This is a genomic window from Geobacter sp. PheSNFMC (genome assembly GCF_059620965.1).
Map to the genome: position 1 here is coordinate 22,567 of NZ_JCAMRN010000028.1, position 14,308 is coordinate 36,874.

Genomic DNA, 14,308 nt, shown 5'->3' on the forward strand with positions numbered 1-14,308 from the left:
CGTCATGCAACTCGTCTTTGACTTTCCCGTCACCCCCAAATACTCGTTTGACAATTTCGTGATCTGTGCCGGCAATGAGACTGCCTGCCGTTTCGCCCGGCGCCTGACGGACGAAAGCGGCTCGGAAAATCTCCTCTACCTCCATGGGCCCTCCGGTTCGGGCAAGACTCATCTGCTCATGGCAATGGGGGCCTGCTTCGCGGGCCGGGCGGGGCTTGCGGCGGTGCCATGCATCTCTTTCAAGGATGTTGACGAGATCTACCACGGCGAGTACCCGGTTGAGGACGTTTCCAGGCTGGCCGAACGTTTTCGCGGCGCACCGGCCCTGCTTGTGGACGATCTTCACCTGATTCCCGACCAGCAGAGTGTCCGGGTGGAGCTCTGGCAGTTGTTCAACGATTTCTATCAGGCAGGCAGGCCCATAGCCATCACCGGACTCCATCCCCCCAACGAACTTCCCACCCTCGATGGTCACCTGACTTCGCGCCTGCTCTGGGGTCTCGTGGCCAAAACCGACATCTCGGACGACGATTCCCGTCGCCGCATCATGCAGAAGCTGGCCGATGACCGTCAAATCATCCTTCCCGCCGACGTGGTCGACTACCTCCTGGTGCATGTGCGCCGCGACGTGCCGTCCCTCGTTGCGGCGCTGGACGCGATCACCCGCTACGCCTTCAGCGCCAAGCGGAAGATTACCCTGCGGCTGGCGCGCGAGGCACTGGCGTTTCTCTAGGTTTTGTCTTCCACCGCCTGCCCCGGTAGTCTCCTGTAAGGTTTCATTTGCTTGCCACGACAGCGAAATGTAAGTTTTTGCGACAAAATTGAATAATGATTTTAACGTGTTACCGGCAAGGTTGTCCCTGGGGCGGAAAAACCGTCGGAATTGTTTACGGTTTTATGGCGTACTTTTTCCGGGATTGAGGCCTATTTCTTTGTAGATTCAATAGTTATATGGCTGGCCTGCTAATTGCAATAAGCTAGTATGAAGCACTACCACCCATCACAAAGAGAGGGGACAGCCATGAAAACGCAACATATGTTCATACTCTCCTTGCTGATCGTCATGCTGACCGTAACCACGGCCCATGCGATAAGCCTCACGTACACCTACTCCGACAAGGATTATCTCGGCGGCGCTTCCTGGGGAACCATGACCGCCTACGTGGAGGACGCCAACACCCTGGGGATCAGGTACACCGCGGCGCCGGCGTCGGTAATAGGGGCGGGCAGCACGGCAACGGCCTTTGCGTTCACGTTCTCGGGTGTTCTCCCCACCGCGATCTACAATCCGTCCCGGGGCGCCTTCAGCGACGATCAGGACTCTCTCAAGTGGGTGGCCTTCGAAAAGAAACTCAGTACCCTCCCTCCTCCCCAGAACGGTGATGAGTTCACTCCCGTGATCGACAACAAGTACGTGTTTGAGTTCGCGGCCACCGAGGGCGACGGGCGGTCCATCAATTCCTCCGGCGTGAAAGCCGGCCAAAGTGACGTGTTTTACATGGACTTCAACTCCTCCGCAGTCGATTTTCTGGCATTCTCGCTCGCGGACCTTCAGTCGTTCGTGGAACTGACCGCTGTCCGGTTGATGGGGCTTTCCAATGACATCAACGGCGGCAGCCTGTTCCTGGCCGGCAAATCGGAGGACGGCAATCATGCTCCGGTGCCCGAACCCGGTACGATCCTGCTGCTGGGGATCGGAATCGCAGGTCTTGGACTCTACCGGATGAAGCGCGGCTAGCCGGAAAAGAATGACCGACTGTTGGAAGGACAGGGGGGAGCGCGGGGTGCGTTCCCCTCTTTTCGTTGCGGTGCAGGCCGCGGGCAGTGACGGCGTACCGGCCTTCTTCGGCAGGCATCTGCCAAAAAGGTGGTTGAGCTGACGCTCCATAACGACTAAACTGGTATGCCGATCAGGAGGTCGTTGCCCCATGAAACTACTGCTTCACATCTGCTGTGCCCCCTGCGCCATCTATCCGGTAAGCCGGCTCCGCGACAGCGGGGCGGATGTCACCGGTTTCTTTTTCAACCACAACATACACCCCTACCAGGAGTACCGCCGCCGGCTCGACACGGTCCTGGAATATGCGGACCGGATCGAGTTGCCGCTGGAGGTGCGGGACGAGTATCGCCTGGAGGAATTTCTGGCCGCCGTGGCCGGCAATCCGGCGGAGCGCTGCTGGTACTGCTATTTCTCGCGCCTGGATGCGGCAGCGGCCGCAGCGGCGGCGGGCGGCTTCGACGGGTTCACCTCATCGCTCCTCTACAGCCGCTACCAGAAGCACGACGACATCAGGATCGCTGCCGAGCGGGCCGCAGCGCGCCACGGCGTCACCTTTGCCTACGACGACTATCGCCGGGGCTGGCAGGACGGCATCCGCGTCTCCAAGGAGATGGGGCTCTACCGCCAGCAGTACTGTGGCTGCATCTACAGCGAAAAGGACCGTTACCATCCCCGGCAGGGGAAAAAATGATGCAGGGCTTCGGCAAGTCGCTCATCGTCATGGGGCTGGTCATTGCGGCCGTGGGCGTGCTCCTCACCGTTGCCGGCAAAATTCCGTGGATCGGCCGCCTGCCCGGTGATATCTACGTGAAACGGGACAATTTCACCTTTTATTTCCCCCTTGCCACCAGCATTCTCATATCCCTGGTGCTCTCCCTCATCCTCTGGCTGCTGAGAAAATAAGCCGTTCCTGCTGAAATTCCTTAAGTTTTGCCTCTGAAGACCGATAAATGCTACAACTTGCTTCGATCGAAAAACGGTCGTTGTCGGGAGTGTCATCACGCGAACGGAGGGCCCCGTGGCGATCAACAGCATGAACGCGGTAGTTCTCGAGGTAATCGAGTGGTTTGACGACAGCGGCCGGGAGGTGGTGCGCCGCATTCCGCCCGCGGGTTCCGCCGAGATCAAGTTCGGCGCCCAACTGGTGGTGCGGGAGAGTCAGCGGGCGGTCTTTTTCAGGGACGGCACGGTCGCCGACTGCTTTGGCCCCGGCCGGCATACCCTGACCAGCGCCAACCTGCCGATCCTGACCAAGCTCCTGTCGCTCCCCTGGGGGGGCACCTCTCCCTTCCGCTGTGAAGTCTGTTTCGTGGGGATGCAGACCTTCACCGATCTGCGCTGGGGCACCAAGGAACCCGTGGCGTTCCAGGACAGCCGCTTTGGCATGGTGCGGCTGCGGGCCTTCGGCACCTACACCCTGCGAGTGGTCGACCCGCAGCTCCTGGTGAACGCTCTGGTGGGAACCCGGGGGCTTTACACCAGCAGCGAGCTGGAGGAGCTGTTCCGCGACATCATCGTGGCGCGGCTCAACGACTATCTGGGCGAAACCATCGACTCGGTTCTGGATCTGCCAGCCCGCTACGATGAGACCTCCGCGGCGCTCAAGGCGCGTCTGGCCGGAGACTTCGGCGGATTCGGCGTGGAGCTGGCCGAACTCTACGTGAATGCGATCACTCCTCCGCCGGAGGTCCAGAAGGCCATCGACGAGCGCACCTCCATGGAGGCGGCCGGCGATGTGGACCGCTACCTGAAGTTCAAGGCGGCCCGGAGTCTGGAAGCGGCGGCCTCGGCCGAGGGGGGCGGCGAGGCCGCCCAGGGGATGGGAATCGGGGTCGGCGCCGGTCTCGGCATGATCCTCCCCGGCATGGTGGCGAATGCCATGGCACAGGGTGCTGGTGCGCCCACTCCTGTTGGCACGGGCAACTGTTCCCGCTGCATGGCGCCGTTGGTGGCGGGTGGAAAGTTCTGCCATCAGTGCGGCGCCCCGGTCGAATCCGGCTTTTGCTCCGGCTGCGGCAAGCCGCTGCCGGCGGAGGCCCGTTTCTGTCCTGGCTGCGGACGACAGGCCGGAGCATAGGCGGTGACCGTCGCCTGCCCCCAGTGCGGCGCTCCGGCGGAGGCCCGCACCGATACCCGCTTCCACGGCTGTGCCTTCTGCGGTTCATCCTTCATGGCGGAGCGGGGCATCGGCATTGCCGAATATCACCTGGCCCACGAGCGGGACGATCGGGTGGCGTGGAGCGCCCTGGCCGCCTCCCTTGAGCGGGATGGTTCCGGACAGGCCGTGGAGCGGACCGGCTGCGAGTATCTGGTTGCGCCCTTCTGGCTCTCGCGGCCGGAAAACGGGGGGACGCGGCTCGTGCCGGCCCTGCGCCATCCCTGGCTTCAGGGGCCGGTCCCGGTCCTGCCCGGCGGCGACCTCCTCTTCGTCCCGTCGGAGAACGACTTCATCCTGCCGGACATCCCGGTCGACGAAGCGTTGGGGGAAGGGGCCGGCCGTGGCGGCACCTCCCTCAGCCTCGTCTATCTCCCTCTCTATCTCCTTTCCTTCCGTCTTGCCGGCCACGACTGCCGGGCACTGGTCTCGGCGGTGGACCGGCGAGTTGCGCTCCTGACGCCCCTGCCGGCCCGGTCCGTGCCGGTGCCGTTTCGCCACGCGGCGCTGGTGTCCGGTTTCGCCCTCGTGCTGATTGTCGCCGGCCCGGCCGTGAAGAGCCACCTTTTCAGGGCCGCCGTCTTCGCTGCCGTGCTGGCCGTTGCCTGGCCGGCCTGCACCGCATTGCTCCGGCGGAGGGAGTGAATGGGCGCGCCGCAGACGGTCACCATATCCTGTCCCCAGTGTGCAAGCCCCTTTTCGTTCAGCGAAGGAAACCGCAATGCTCCCTGTCCCTCCTGCGGAACCTCTCTGGCGGTTTCCGGCGAGGCGGGCATTCCCCGATTTGTTATTGATGAGCGGATTGATAGTGCCCAGGCCCGCGCTGCAGCCCGCAAGGCCGCGGCGGCTGCCGATGGCGACCCGAAGGTGGTGGAACTGCTCCGGTTCGAAGGGAGCGAGCTCTGCTTCCTCCCCTTCTGGCGGCTGCGGGGCCATGCGGCCGGCTGGCTCTGGGCCGAGCGGGAGACTCGGGTTCGGCAGGAAGAGTACGACGGGAACGGTATGCGCACGGTTCGGGAGGTGCGCGGGCCCGCGGAAAGCGGCACCGAGGCGGTCATGATTGCCGTGGACTACAGCTCTCCCGCCTGCGATACGTCACGCTTCGGCCTGCGGGGCATCGCCGTGGCAAGCGCGGTCCTGCCGCTTGCGGGGATGGATTTCGCCGAGGTCTCCCGCCGGGGCACGGTCTTTGACCCGGTCACGACGCCGGAGCAGGTGCGGCGGGAAGCACTGGCCCAGGCCCGGTCCCGGGGCGGAGGAAAGGGAGTGCTCCGCTCGGCCGGCCGTCTCGCCCTCTGCGGGGAGCGCCTCGCCCTTATTTCGTATCCGGTCTGGAACCTCACGTTTTCCCGCGGCGAGCGGCTCTATCACGTGACCGTGGACGGGGTCAACGGCCGCGTCCTCGCCGGGCGCCTTCCGTCCGCCGTGCGGATTACGGTGCTGCGCCCCCTGGCGACGGTCACGCTCCTGATCTATGCCTTCACGCTCCATCCGCTGGTCGGGTTTATGGCCGCCGGCGCTTTCCTGGCCTGGCACGCCGCCAACGGCGGGTTGTCGATCGAACGTCTGGCCATCTGGTTCTTCGGCCTGGTGGAACAGAGAGGGGAGGTGGAGCTTGGCTGACCGGCACGATCTGCGGGTAATCCCGCTCCGCTGCCCCGATTGCGGCGCTGGCCTTTCAGCCACGGGAGCGGACGTCATCTTCCCCTGCCAGGGGTGCGGCACGTTCCGGGAACTGGAGGGGGAAACCCTGGTCCTGCGCCAGGTCGTTCACGCGGCCGGGGCCGACCTGGATGCTCCGCCCGGGGCGCGGCGCACCATGGCGCGGCTCCCGTTCTGGGTCTTCCCGTTCCGTGCCGTGAACGCCGGCGGCGAGGCGGCAACCCTGCGCGACTACCTGTCCCTGACGGGCGCCATCATGACGCCTGACCCTGCCCGGGCGGAGAAGCCGCCGTTCGTCTTCGTGCCCGCTTTTGCCGCCAGGCCGGCATCCATCCTGCGGGCGGGGCGGCTCTTGACGCTCCGTGCTCCCGCGTTCGGCCGTTCCGCCGGAAGTCCCGCCGCGGTGGCTCCCATTGTTTTTCGCGAGGCTGATGCCCTGACCCTGGCCGAGCCGGTGGTACTGGCCACCGTGGCAGGGGAGCGGCGCGGGAACCAGCGGTTTCTGGAGGCATTTCTCGTCCGTTGCGGCACCGGCAGGCTCATCACCATCCCCTTCGACCTCCGAGACGGGCGGCTGTTCCAGCCCGACCTGGACCTGGAGATGTGAGGCGCGGGTGGCGGGCCGCTTGTTTTTTACGTGATTTCTGGTACTTTTGTTCCGTGTGATGTCCATGAAAGGAGGAGCACCCCATGATCGAACTGTTCGAGAAGGTATTTCTGACCGGCCTGGGGGTCGTGTCCCTGTCCCAGAAAAAGGTGGAGGAGTGTCTCGTTGATCTGAAGGAAAAATACAAGGTGGGTGAGGACGAAGGGAAGGCGATCCTGGAGAAGATCCAGACCATGGCCAAGGATGTCAGGGAGCGCATCGAGGAGATGGCCGACGTGGAGGTCAAACGGGCCATTGACCGTCTTGGGCTCGTCCCCCGCGAGGAGTACGACCGGCTTGCCAAGCGGGTTGAGGCCCTTGAGGCAAAAGCCGGCATCGGAGACCCGAGCACCGAATGCTGAGCGTTTTCCAGTTCAACCGCAACATCCGGAGCCTGCGCCGCTACCGGCAGATCGTGCGGGTACTGGTCAAGTACGGCTTCGAGCACGCCCTGTCGCTCATGGGGCTTTCCCGGTTCGTTGCCCGGGGACGCCGGCTCTTCCGCAAGCCCGAACCGGAGCTGACCCGGCTTTCGCCCGCGGAGCGGATGAGGCTTGCCCTGGAAGAATTGGGCCCCACCTTCGTCAAGCTGGGCCAGATCCTTTCCACCCGCCCGGACGTGATCCCCCGCAGCTTCGTGCTGGAGTTCGCCCGGCTCCAGGATCAGGTGCCATCGTTCCCCTTCGAGGACGCCCTGGACCAGATCAGCCGCGAGCTTGGTCGCGACCCGGAGGAGCGTTTCTCCTTCATCGACCCCGAGCCCCTGGCGGCAGCCTCCATCGCCCAGGTGCACCGTGCCCGGCTCGTTTCCGGCCAGGAGGTGGTGATCAAGGTCCGCCGTCCCGGCGTGGTGGAGGCCGTGGAGACCGACATCGACGCCATGATGGGGCTGGCGGTCCTGGCCGAGCGTCACCTTCCCCGCAGCGACATCTACGACCCGGTGGGGCTCGTGAAGGAGTTCGCCCGGACGATCCGCCGCGAGATGGACTTCGCGCGGGAAGGGCATACCATCGAGCGCTTTGCCGAGAACTTCGCGGGGGACCCGACCCTTTACTTCCCCACGGTCCACTGGGACTGTACCGCCCGGGGACTCCTTACCATGGAGTTCATCAACGGGATCAAGGTGTCGGACACGGCGGCCCTGGAACGCGCGGGCATGGACCGCCGGCTCATCGCCCGGCGCGGGGCCGATGCCTTCCTCAAGATGGTCCTCACCCACGGCTTCTTCCATGGCGATCCCCATCCGGGCAATGTCCTCATCCTGCCGGACAACGTCATCTGCCTGCTGGACTACGGCATGGTGGGGCGGCTCGACGCCCAGCTCAAGGGGTACCTCACCGACATCCTGCTGGCCATCGTCCAGCGGGACGTGGACGAGGTGATTTCGCTGCTGCTCTACTCAGGGGAGATCGCCGACACCCTGGATACCCGGGCCCTCAAGCGGGACCTGACCGGCCTGATCGACAACTACTACGAGACCCCGCTCCAGGAGATCGAGGTGGGGCGGGTGCTGCTGGAGTTTCTGGAGGTCATTACCACCTATCACATCAAGTTCCAGCCCGACCTCATGCTGCTGGCCAAGGCCCTGGTGGCCATCGAGGGGATGGGGCGGGAGCTGGATCCCACCTTCGACATGGTGGAGCACCTGCGCCCCTTCATGAAGCAGGCCGTGCGCGACCGCTTCTCTCCCCGCCAGTTGATCCGGGAGATGAATTCGAACCTTCTCTCCTACTTCACCCTGGCCCGCAACCTGCCGCGGGACCTGAAGGAGCTCCTCAACCGGATCAACCGGAACAAATTCAAGATCGACCTGGAACACCGGGGCCTCGACCGGGCCATGCGGGAGTTCGACAAGTCCGTGAACCGCCTTTCCTCCAGCCTGATCATTGCCGCCCTGATCGTTGGCTCGTCCATTGTCATGCAGACCGACAAGGGGCCGAAGTTTCTCGATTTCCCGGTGTTCGCCTTCATGGGCTACACCATTGCCGGCTTCATCGGCCTCTGGTGGGTCGTGGCGATCATCCGGTCAGGACGGCTGTAACGAAACCTCAGATTCTCACCAGATCGTACTCGCGTGTCCCCACGCCGATCTTCTCGGCATGCTCCAGTTGGATTTCCCAATCGATATCCGGGTGAACCCCGCGGAACTTGTCGCCCCCCGGCTCATGGCCGGTGGCCAATGCCGTATTTTGGTTCCCCACGGCGTCATTGACCAGGTCGGCACAGGCCTGGTCCAGGGCGACGGGGTCGGTGGAGGCGCAGATGCCGATGTCGTTCACGATGGGGGCGTCGGCGTGGCCGTAGCAATCACAGGCCGGGGAGACCTGGGTGATGAAGTTGAGGAAGAGGGTCTTGTGCTGCTTGCCCGTTACGGCTCCCTTGGCGAATTCTGCCATCTTCTTCATGACCAGGTCGGCGGCCTCGTTCCACTGGATGGTGATGGCCTTGGTGGGGCAGACGGTGATGCAGCGGCTACAGCCGGCGCACGCCTTCGGGTCGATTTTGGCCTTCCCCTCGATGATGGCGATGGCGTCATGGGCACAGGCCTTCAGGCAGAGCCCGCAGCCGGTGCAGTATTTTTCAGCCACCTTTGGCGCCACGGTGGAGTGCTGGGTCAGCTTTCCCTCGCGGCTTGAGCAGCCCATGCCCAGGTTCTTCAGGGCGCCGCCGAAGCCGGTCAGCTCATGGCACTTGAAGTGGGAGACGGCCACCAGTGCGTCGGCCTCGACGATGGCGGAGCCGATGGGGACCTTTTTCAGCAGTTCGCCGTTCACCTCAACGACAGTGGCCGAGTTGCCCCGGAGTCCGTCGCACATGACGAGGGGAGCGCCGGCAACCGCAAAGTCGAAGCCGTTCTCGATGGCACAGATCAGCGCGGAGACCGCTTCCTTGCGCTCGCCCGGATAGAGGGTGGAGGAGTCGGTGAGAAAGGGCTTTCCGCCGCACCCCTTGATGTCGTCCACCACGCGCCGGATAAAAATGGGGCGGATGAACGCATGATTTCCCCGCTCGCCGAAGTGGACCTTTACCGCCACCAGGTCGCCCGTGGCGATCCGTTCCCTGGCGCCAGCCAGGATCATGAGCTTGCCGATCTTGGCGAAGAGGTTTTCCTTGTGTCCCGCCCGCATGTCGCTGAAGTAAACGGTGCTCGGCATGACGCATCTCCTTTGTAGTGAATGTTGGTGAGATGGACGCTAGCACAGGGGCGCGGCATTTTCAACGTCAACAGCCAGTTATTGCTAACTTTTCCTTGCGGTCGGGATAAATTTTGTTATGTTGTTAATTAATAAAACAGCCGCCACAGATCGGGGGATGCCATGAGTGATTCAGCGAAGCAGCCGGAACTCTGGCTGATGGGATTGGGATGTGAGGAAGAGCGCGCGGCCACGGTGCTCGACTATCTCAGGCATGCGGGCTACTCGGTAGTGTGCAGGGGGAGGGACGATTTCGGCGACGCCAAGCCCCTTGGCGTGGTCCTCGACGTATCTCCGTTCTCCCACGACGGCTGGGGGATCCTGCTGGATATCAAGAACAACCCGGCCACCCGCGATGTGCCGGTCCTGCCGGTCTACCTGAGCCAGGAGGGGAAGATCGGGGGCGTTTTCCCGGCCGCCGGCTTTTTCACCCTCCCCATCGAGACTGATTACATCATGAAGAAGCTCACGGTCCTGGGGCTGACCGATGAGGCGGATACCTGGGACCTCCAGGTGATGGTGGTCTCCAAGAAGGGGGAGGAGAACGTTGCCAAGGCCATCACCTCCCTCGGCTTCGAGGTGGTCAACGCCTACACGGGCAAGGAGGCCGTGGCCCTTGCCACCACGGGCCGCGCCTATATGATCTTTTGTTCGGTCACGCTGCCGGATATGCACGCCTTCGAGCTGCTCGAGCGCTTCCGGCTCTATCCGCAGGTCCGCAACGTTCCGTTCTTCGTGCTTGTGAAAGATGCCATGAAGGAGGGGGAACGGCTGGCCCTGTCCCGCCAGATGGACCACCTGGTGAGGAAGAAAGAACTGTCGCGGGATGAGTTTCTGGCCTATCTGCGCAGGCGGGGGTAGCGGAGCCCGAACCCGGTCCCCGGGTGCCATGACTGCCGGTTTCCCGGAGAGGGGAGCCGGCTGTTTCGTGTCCGGGATACGGAACGCTCGATGCCGGTCAACCCGGCTCCGTGGCTGGGTTTTTTCCGCGCCTCTGGGAAACGGCGCCGGTTTGGAGTACAGTGGCCGGCATATTCAATACCAGAAAAGGTGGCAATGATGATTTCACGCATGATGGTTCGAGTGGTTACGGTGGCCTTTGCCCTGTCGCTGGTGGCGGCTGCCTGTTACGAGGCCGAGGCACGGGCGGGCGGCGGCCGTTCCTTCGGCAGCCGCGGCACGCGCACCTACCGTCCTCCGGCCCGGACGGTGGACCCGGCTCCCGCCTCCCGGCCCCAGCCGGCTCCCGCTGTTCCCCAGACTTTTCCCCAGCAGCGGCAGGGCGGCAGTTTCCTCCGCAGCATGGCCGGCGGTATCGTGGGGGGCCTGCTCGGCGGGATGCTCTTCCGCAGTCTCGGTTTCGCGGGCCCCGGTACGGGCGGCGTGGGGCTCTTCGATATCCTGCTGATCGGCGGCGTTCTCTATCTGATCTATCGTTTCGTGGCGTCCCGGCGCCGTGAAGCCGCAGCCACGCTTGGCCGCGCACCCGATTGGGGGCGTGAGGAGCCTGTGGCGCCCCAGCAGTACCGCTACGGGCACCCCGCGGAACCCGTCCCCGCAGCCGGGGCCGACTCGGGGCTGGCCCACGTCCGCCAGATGGACGGATCGTTCAGCGAGGAGCAGTTCCGTCAACTGGCCCAGGATGTCTTTTTTCGGGTCCAGGGGGCGTGGACGCGGCGCGACCTCTCGTCGGCGCGGGAGGTTCTCGCCTCCGAGATGGAGCGGGCGCTCCAGAACGACGTGGCTGAACTCAAGGCGCAGGGCCGGGTGAATCGGCTGGAGAATATCGCCGTGCGCCAGGTGGAGATCGTGGAGGCCTGGCAAGAGGAGGGCTGTGATTTCATCACGGTCCGTTTCCTGGCGAATCTTCTCGACTACACCACGGACGAAGAGGGACGGGTTGTCTCCGGCAGCGACCGGGAGCCGGTGAAGTTCGAGGAGTTCTGGACCTTTACCCGTCCCGTGGGGCCGAATTCCTGGAAGCTGTCGGCAATCCAGCAGGCCTGAAACCGTCGGCAAAGGCCGCAAGGCTTGCCACCATCTCACCTTCCGCCGTGGGGTCCACGTGGGGGATCTTGCTCTGTCCCCCCAGCTTGCCGCGCACCTCTTTGGACCAACGGTAAATGACATCCCCGCTCACCGTCACGACCCGGGGCCCGGCGATCCGTCCCTGGCTCCGGAACGTGGCGTAATCGGCATTCAGCGAGCGGAGCGTGGCGTCCAGGTGTCTCCCCAGGACGTCGTCGCTCCGCTCGTTCATTTCGCCCACCGCCAGTACCCACAGGTGGCGCCGCTCCCCGATATCGGGGCCCACCATGAACTCCCTTACCTCGATCCCGTCCAGTTGGTTGAGCCGGGCCACCGCTTCCTCCACCTCCCCCTGGGTCACCTTTTCCTCGAACCGGTCCAGAAACCGGTCCCGTCCCGTGAATTCGATGAAGTGGGGGGACAGGGCGGTGAAACGCAGGGTGTCGCCGATGTGGTAACGCCACAGTCCCGCACAGGTGGTGAGGAGCACGGCGTAGCGCCGGCCGGTCTCCACTGCCTCCAGGGGAACCGCCGGCGCGTCGGGAGCCGGTGTCCCCCCCTCGTCGAGGTCCTCGATGGGGATGAACTCGAAGAAGGCGCCGTAGTGGGGCACGAGCCGCATCCGGTCCTCGCCCGGCAGTTGGAAGGCCATGAACGCCTCGGAGGAGGGGAGCACCTCCAGGAAATGGGGCCGGCGTCGGGGAAAGAGGCCGTCGAATTCGCGGCGGTACGGTTTCATGCTCGTTCCCCCGTGGATGATCAGTTCCAGGTTGGGAAGGAGCTCGGCAATGGGGCGGTGCCCCATCTCTTCCACCCGCTGCAGGAGGAGGATGATCCAGGGAGGAACGCCGGAGATGCCCCGGATGGAGCGGTCCGACAACAGAAGCCCCGCCAGTTCCACCACTTTTTCTTCCCAGGGCAGGGCCGACACCGCCATGCCCGGCGCCACGAAGGGGCGCAGGTAAAAGGGGCGATGGCGCAGGGTGATGCCGCTCATGTCGCCGCTTTGCACCCCGTTGCCCAGATCGGTGAGCCGGGTATTGCCGGCCATGTAGAGGAGCTTTCCCTGGAACAGGCGGCTGCGGGGGGTGCGGTGCAGGTAGCAGGCGGTGAGATCCAGGGCGGCCCGCTTGTTGGCGGCGAACATCTCCCGGGAAAAGGGGATGTACTTGGTGGGTGCCGTGGTGCCGGAGGTCTCGCAGAAAAAGGGAATCCGGCCGGGCCAGGTCACGTCCTCCAGCAGGAGCCGTTGGCTGCCGTTGGCATCGCTCTGCCACGCCGAGAAATAGTCGCGCCAGAAGTCGGCATAGGTGCGGATCGGCACCCGGCGCCGGAATTCCGCATAGAGACGGTCGAAGGGCTCTCCTGCCAGTTCCGCGAAGCCATGGTCGCGGCCGAAGCGGGTGACGGCGGCCGTTACCACGAGTCGGGCGAGGATTTCCCGCTGGCTGGCAATCGGGTCCCTGCTTTCGAAGTTCTTTGCCAGGGCCGCGGCCCCTGCCTTGAGCATCAGGTCGATGCTTGACCTGATCATGAAACCACCGCGATGAGCAGGGGGGACGCCAGACGGTCGTACCATGCCTCGATCAGGGGGTTGTAGCAGTGGTGGTGAAAGATGAGCGAGGCATGGGGAACCGTGTCGCCGCTCATGGGCGAGGCCACCGTCCTGACCTTGCCCCGGGGGAAGAGCTCTCCCCGGACGCCGGTGTCGCGCAGGGCCGCCAGGGTGGGGGAGGAGGGGGCCAGGACGTTCTCCTCGTCCTCGGCGAGCATGACCAGCGCCGGCCCGGCGAACAGCGGCCCGACCGCGGTGAACGCGGCATCCTTGAGCGCCAGCACCCGCTCGTATCCCCCGAGACATGACGTGGTCTGCAGCACCGACATGATTTTTTTGCGGATGGAAAGGTGCCGGTGGGAGAGGATGCGGTTCACGGCGCCGGCTTCGAACAGGGCTTGGAAGCAGCGCCGGGCCCGCTCGATCTGGCGCTCGAGTTCATCCTCCTTCGTGGCCTCTGCCCTGAGGATGCGCCTGAGGCTGCTCTCCAGCATCCGGACGCCGCCCCCCTTTTCCCGCTCGGGCCGTACCAAGTCCTGGGTGCAGAGGACCGGGCTCGTCATTACGATGCCGCCCACGGTCAGGCCCTCGTCGGAGTAGCGCTCCCGCAGGAACCGGGAGAGGAGCGAGCAGCCGAAGCTGATGGCAAAGATGACCGGTTTCTCGCCCCGCCGGTTCAGATCTTCCACCAGGTCGGCCAGTTGGGCAAAGAACATCTCAACGGAAAAGCCGTGCCGCGCGTAATTCAGATAGTAGACCGAACCGTGCCGGCGGAACAGTTCCCGCTGGAACTCCACCGCTTCAGTGGCGTCCGGGACGAACCCGCCGATCACGATGGTGGGCTGGGTGCCCGTTCCCTTTTCCCGGAAGATCTGGCTGCGCACCGCGTGAACGCTGGGCAGGCGCCGGCGCAGGGCCAGCTCGCGCGGCCGGGATGACGGGGTGTGGGGTTTGATCGCCATGTGCCGCAGGAGCCCCGTGGCCGCAGAGGCCACCGAGAGGAGCGCGGGGTGTCTGGCAACAGTTCGCTGAGCAAGGGGAATGACGGTGCTGGTGAGCATGGTTCGTTCCTCCGGTGATACGTCCAGGTTTCAGGCTGCGCCGCGGGCAGGTCCGGCAGCGGGCGTGTTCAGGCGCTGGAGCGCATCGCGCAGCTCCCTGATCTTGGCTATCTGGCGGTCGAGTTCTCCCAGGCCTGGGATCGGCAGATTGAATCGGGACATGGGCTGCCTCCTGTGGGCGAGACGGCCACCGGGGGGATTCCCGGAGTGCCAGTCACTCGTCTATG

16 protein-coding genes are annotated in these 14,308 nt (G+C 64.4%); 12 read left to right on the forward strand and 4 right to left on the reverse strand.

Annotated features, from left to right (window positions below):
- Positions 1–4: 4 nt before the first annotated feature.
- From AC6CDK_RS07960 to AC6CDK_RS08005, 10 genes are all read left to right on the forward strand, one after another.
- Positions 5–733 (forward strand): DnaA/Hda family protein, encoded by a 729-nt coding sequence (locus AC6CDK_RS07960; RefSeq protein WP_039645811.1) that lies wholly within the window; start codon positions 5–7, stop codon positions 731–733.
- A gap of 288 nt (positions 734–1,021) precedes the next feature.
- Positions 1,022–1,738: a PEP-CTERM sorting domain-containing protein gene (locus AC6CDK_RS07965; RefSeq protein WP_039645809.1), complete on the forward strand. Its 717-nt coding sequence runs from the start codon at positions 1,022–1,024 to the stop codon at positions 1,736–1,738.
- Positions 1,739–1,928: 190 nt separating this feature from the next.
- The gene (locus AC6CDK_RS07970; RefSeq protein WP_039645807.1) at positions 1,929–2,471 is read left to right on the forward strand and encodes an epoxyqueuosine reductase QueH; all 543 of its coding nucleotides are present in this window, start codon (positions 1,929–1,931) and stop codon (positions 2,469–2,471) included.
- Complete coding sequence (locus AC6CDK_RS07975) at positions 2,471–2,683, forward strand: DUF2905 domain-containing protein (protein WP_039645805.1); 213 nt, start codon at positions 2,471–2,473, stop codon at positions 2,681–2,683. Before AC6CDK_RS07970 ends, AC6CDK_RS07975 begins: the two co-directional genes overlap by 1 nt.
- A gap of 115 nt (positions 2,684–2,798) precedes the next feature.
- A complete protein-coding gene (locus AC6CDK_RS07980) occupies positions 2,799–3,857 on the forward strand; it encodes an SPFH domain-containing protein (RefSeq protein ID WP_039645803.1) in 1,059 nt (352 codons plus the stop codon).
- A gap of 3 nt (positions 3,858–3,860) precedes the next feature.
- Positions 3,861–4,580, forward strand: a complete 720-nt coding sequence (locus AC6CDK_RS07985) for a hypothetical protein (protein WP_192905923.1) — start codon at positions 3,861–3,863, stop codon at positions 4,578–4,580.
- Positions 4,581–5,558: a hypothetical protein gene (locus AC6CDK_RS07990; protein ID WP_192905922.1), complete on the forward strand. Its 978-nt coding sequence runs from the start codon at positions 4,581–4,583 to the stop codon at positions 5,556–5,558. It abuts the gene before it with no gap.
- The gene (locus AC6CDK_RS07995; RefSeq protein WP_192905921.1) at positions 5,551–6,204 is read left to right on the forward strand and encodes a hypothetical protein; all 654 of its coding nucleotides are present in this window, start codon (positions 5,551–5,553) and stop codon (positions 6,202–6,204) included. Before AC6CDK_RS07990 ends, AC6CDK_RS07995 begins: the two co-directional genes overlap by 8 nt.
- An 83-nt stretch (positions 6,205–6,287) precedes the next feature.
- Positions 6,288–6,605 carry a phasin family protein gene (locus AC6CDK_RS08000; RefSeq protein ID WP_039645795.1) on the forward strand — a complete coding sequence of 106 codons (318 nt, stop codon included), beginning with the start codon at positions 6,288–6,290 and terminating at the stop codon, positions 6,603–6,605.
- Positions 6,599–8,284, forward strand: coding sequence for an ABC1 kinase family protein (locus AC6CDK_RS08005; RefSeq protein WP_192905920.1), 1,686 nt, complete (start codon positions 6,599–6,601; stop codon positions 8,282–8,284). The genes AC6CDK_RS08000 and AC6CDK_RS08005 overlap by 7 nt, the downstream gene beginning before the upstream one ends.
- A gap of 7 nt (positions 8,285–8,291) precedes the next feature.
- On the opposite strand, the gene AC6CDK_RS08010 is transcribed toward AC6CDK_RS08005, so the two are convergent.
- On the reverse strand, positions 8,292–9,398 hold the full coding sequence (locus AC6CDK_RS08010) for a DUF362 domain-containing protein (protein WP_039645791.1): 1,107 nt from the start codon (positions 9,396–9,398) through the stop codon (positions 8,292–8,294).
- 162 nt (positions 9,399–9,560) lie between these two features.
- Between AC6CDK_RS08010 and AC6CDK_RS08015 the strand changes: the two genes are divergently transcribed.
- Complete coding sequence (locus tag AC6CDK_RS08015) at positions 9,561–10,298, forward strand: response regulator (RefSeq protein WP_039645789.1); 738 nt, start codon at positions 9,561–9,563, stop codon at positions 10,296–10,298.
- Between the two features lie 198 nt (positions 10,299–10,496).
- Positions 10,497–11,444, forward strand: coding sequence for a Tim44 domain-containing protein (locus tag AC6CDK_RS08020; protein ID WP_039645787.1), 948 nt, complete (start codon positions 10,497–10,499; stop codon positions 11,442–11,444).
- Here AC6CDK_RS08020 and AC6CDK_RS08025 read toward each other — a convergent pair.
- Genes AC6CDK_RS08025 through AC6CDK_RS08035 form a run of 3 tightly spaced genes read right to left on the reverse strand, consistent with a single transcriptional unit; the run spans position 11,389 to position 14,243 of the window.
- Positions 11,389–12,999 carry a GH3 family acyl-acid amido synthetase gene (locus AC6CDK_RS08025; protein ID WP_192905919.1) on the reverse strand — a complete coding sequence of 537 codons (1,611 nt, stop codon included), beginning with the start codon at positions 12,997–12,999 and terminating at the stop codon, positions 11,389–11,391. The genes AC6CDK_RS08020 and AC6CDK_RS08025 overlap by 56 nt on opposite strands.
- Positions 12,996–14,081: an alpha/beta hydrolase gene (locus tag AC6CDK_RS08030; protein WP_192905918.1), complete on the reverse strand. Its 1,086-nt coding sequence runs from the start codon at positions 14,079–14,081 to the stop codon at positions 12,996–12,998. Before AC6CDK_RS08030 ends, AC6CDK_RS08025 begins: the two co-directional genes overlap by 4 nt.
- Positions 14,082–14,111: 30 nt before the next feature.
- Entirely contained in the window at positions 14,112–14,243 is a 132-nt protein-coding gene (locus tag AC6CDK_RS08035; protein WP_082833147.1) for a hypothetical protein, read from the reverse strand.
- Positions 14,244–14,308 lie beyond the last annotated feature (65 nt).

Coding starts and splice junctions, on each gene's coding strand:
- AC6CDK_RS07960 (WP_039645811.1), top strand. CDS start 5: ATGCAACTCGTCTTTGACTTTCCCGTCACCCCCAAATACTCGTTTGAC.
- AC6CDK_RS07965 (WP_039645809.1), top strand. CDS start 1,022: ATGAAAACGCAACATATGTTCATACTCTCCTTGCTGATCGTCATGCTG.
- AC6CDK_RS07970 (WP_039645807.1), top strand. CDS start 1,929: ATGAAACTACTGCTTCACATCTGCTGTGCCCCCTGCGCCATCTATCCG.
- AC6CDK_RS07975 (WP_039645805.1), top strand. CDS start 2,471: ATGCAGGGCTTCGGCAAGTCGCTCATCGTCATGGGGCTGGTCATTGCG.
- AC6CDK_RS07990 (WP_192905922.1), top strand. CDS start 4,581: ATGGGCGCGCCGCAGACGGTCACCATATCCTGTCCCCAGTGTGCAAGC.
- AC6CDK_RS08000 (WP_039645795.1), top strand. CDS start 6,288: ATGATCGAACTGTTCGAGAAGGTATTTCTGACCGGCCTGGGGGTCGTG.
- AC6CDK_RS08005 (WP_192905920.1), top strand. CDS start 6,599: ATGCTGAGCGTTTTCCAGTTCAACCGCAACATCCGGAGCCTGCGCCGC.
- AC6CDK_RS08010 (WP_039645791.1), bottom strand. CDS start 9,398: ATGCCGAGCACCGTTTACTTCAGCGACATGCGGGCGGGACACAAGGAA.
- AC6CDK_RS08015 (WP_039645789.1), top strand. CDS start 9,561: ATGAGTGATTCAGCGAAGCAGCCGGAACTCTGGCTGATGGGATTGGGA.
- AC6CDK_RS08020 (WP_039645787.1), top strand. CDS start 10,497: ATGATTTCACGCATGATGGTTCGAGTGGTTACGGTGGCCTTTGCCCTG.
- AC6CDK_RS08025 (WP_192905919.1), bottom strand. CDS start 12,999: ATGATCAGGTCAAGCATCGACCTGATGCTCAAGGCAGGGGCCGCGGCC.
- AC6CDK_RS08030 (WP_192905918.1), bottom strand. CDS start 14,081: ATGCTCACCAGCACCGTCATTCCCCTTGCTCAGCGAACTGTTGCCAGA.
- AC6CDK_RS08035 (WP_082833147.1), bottom strand. CDS start 14,243: ATGTCCCGATTCAATCTGCCGATCCCAGGCCTGGGAGAACTCGACCGC.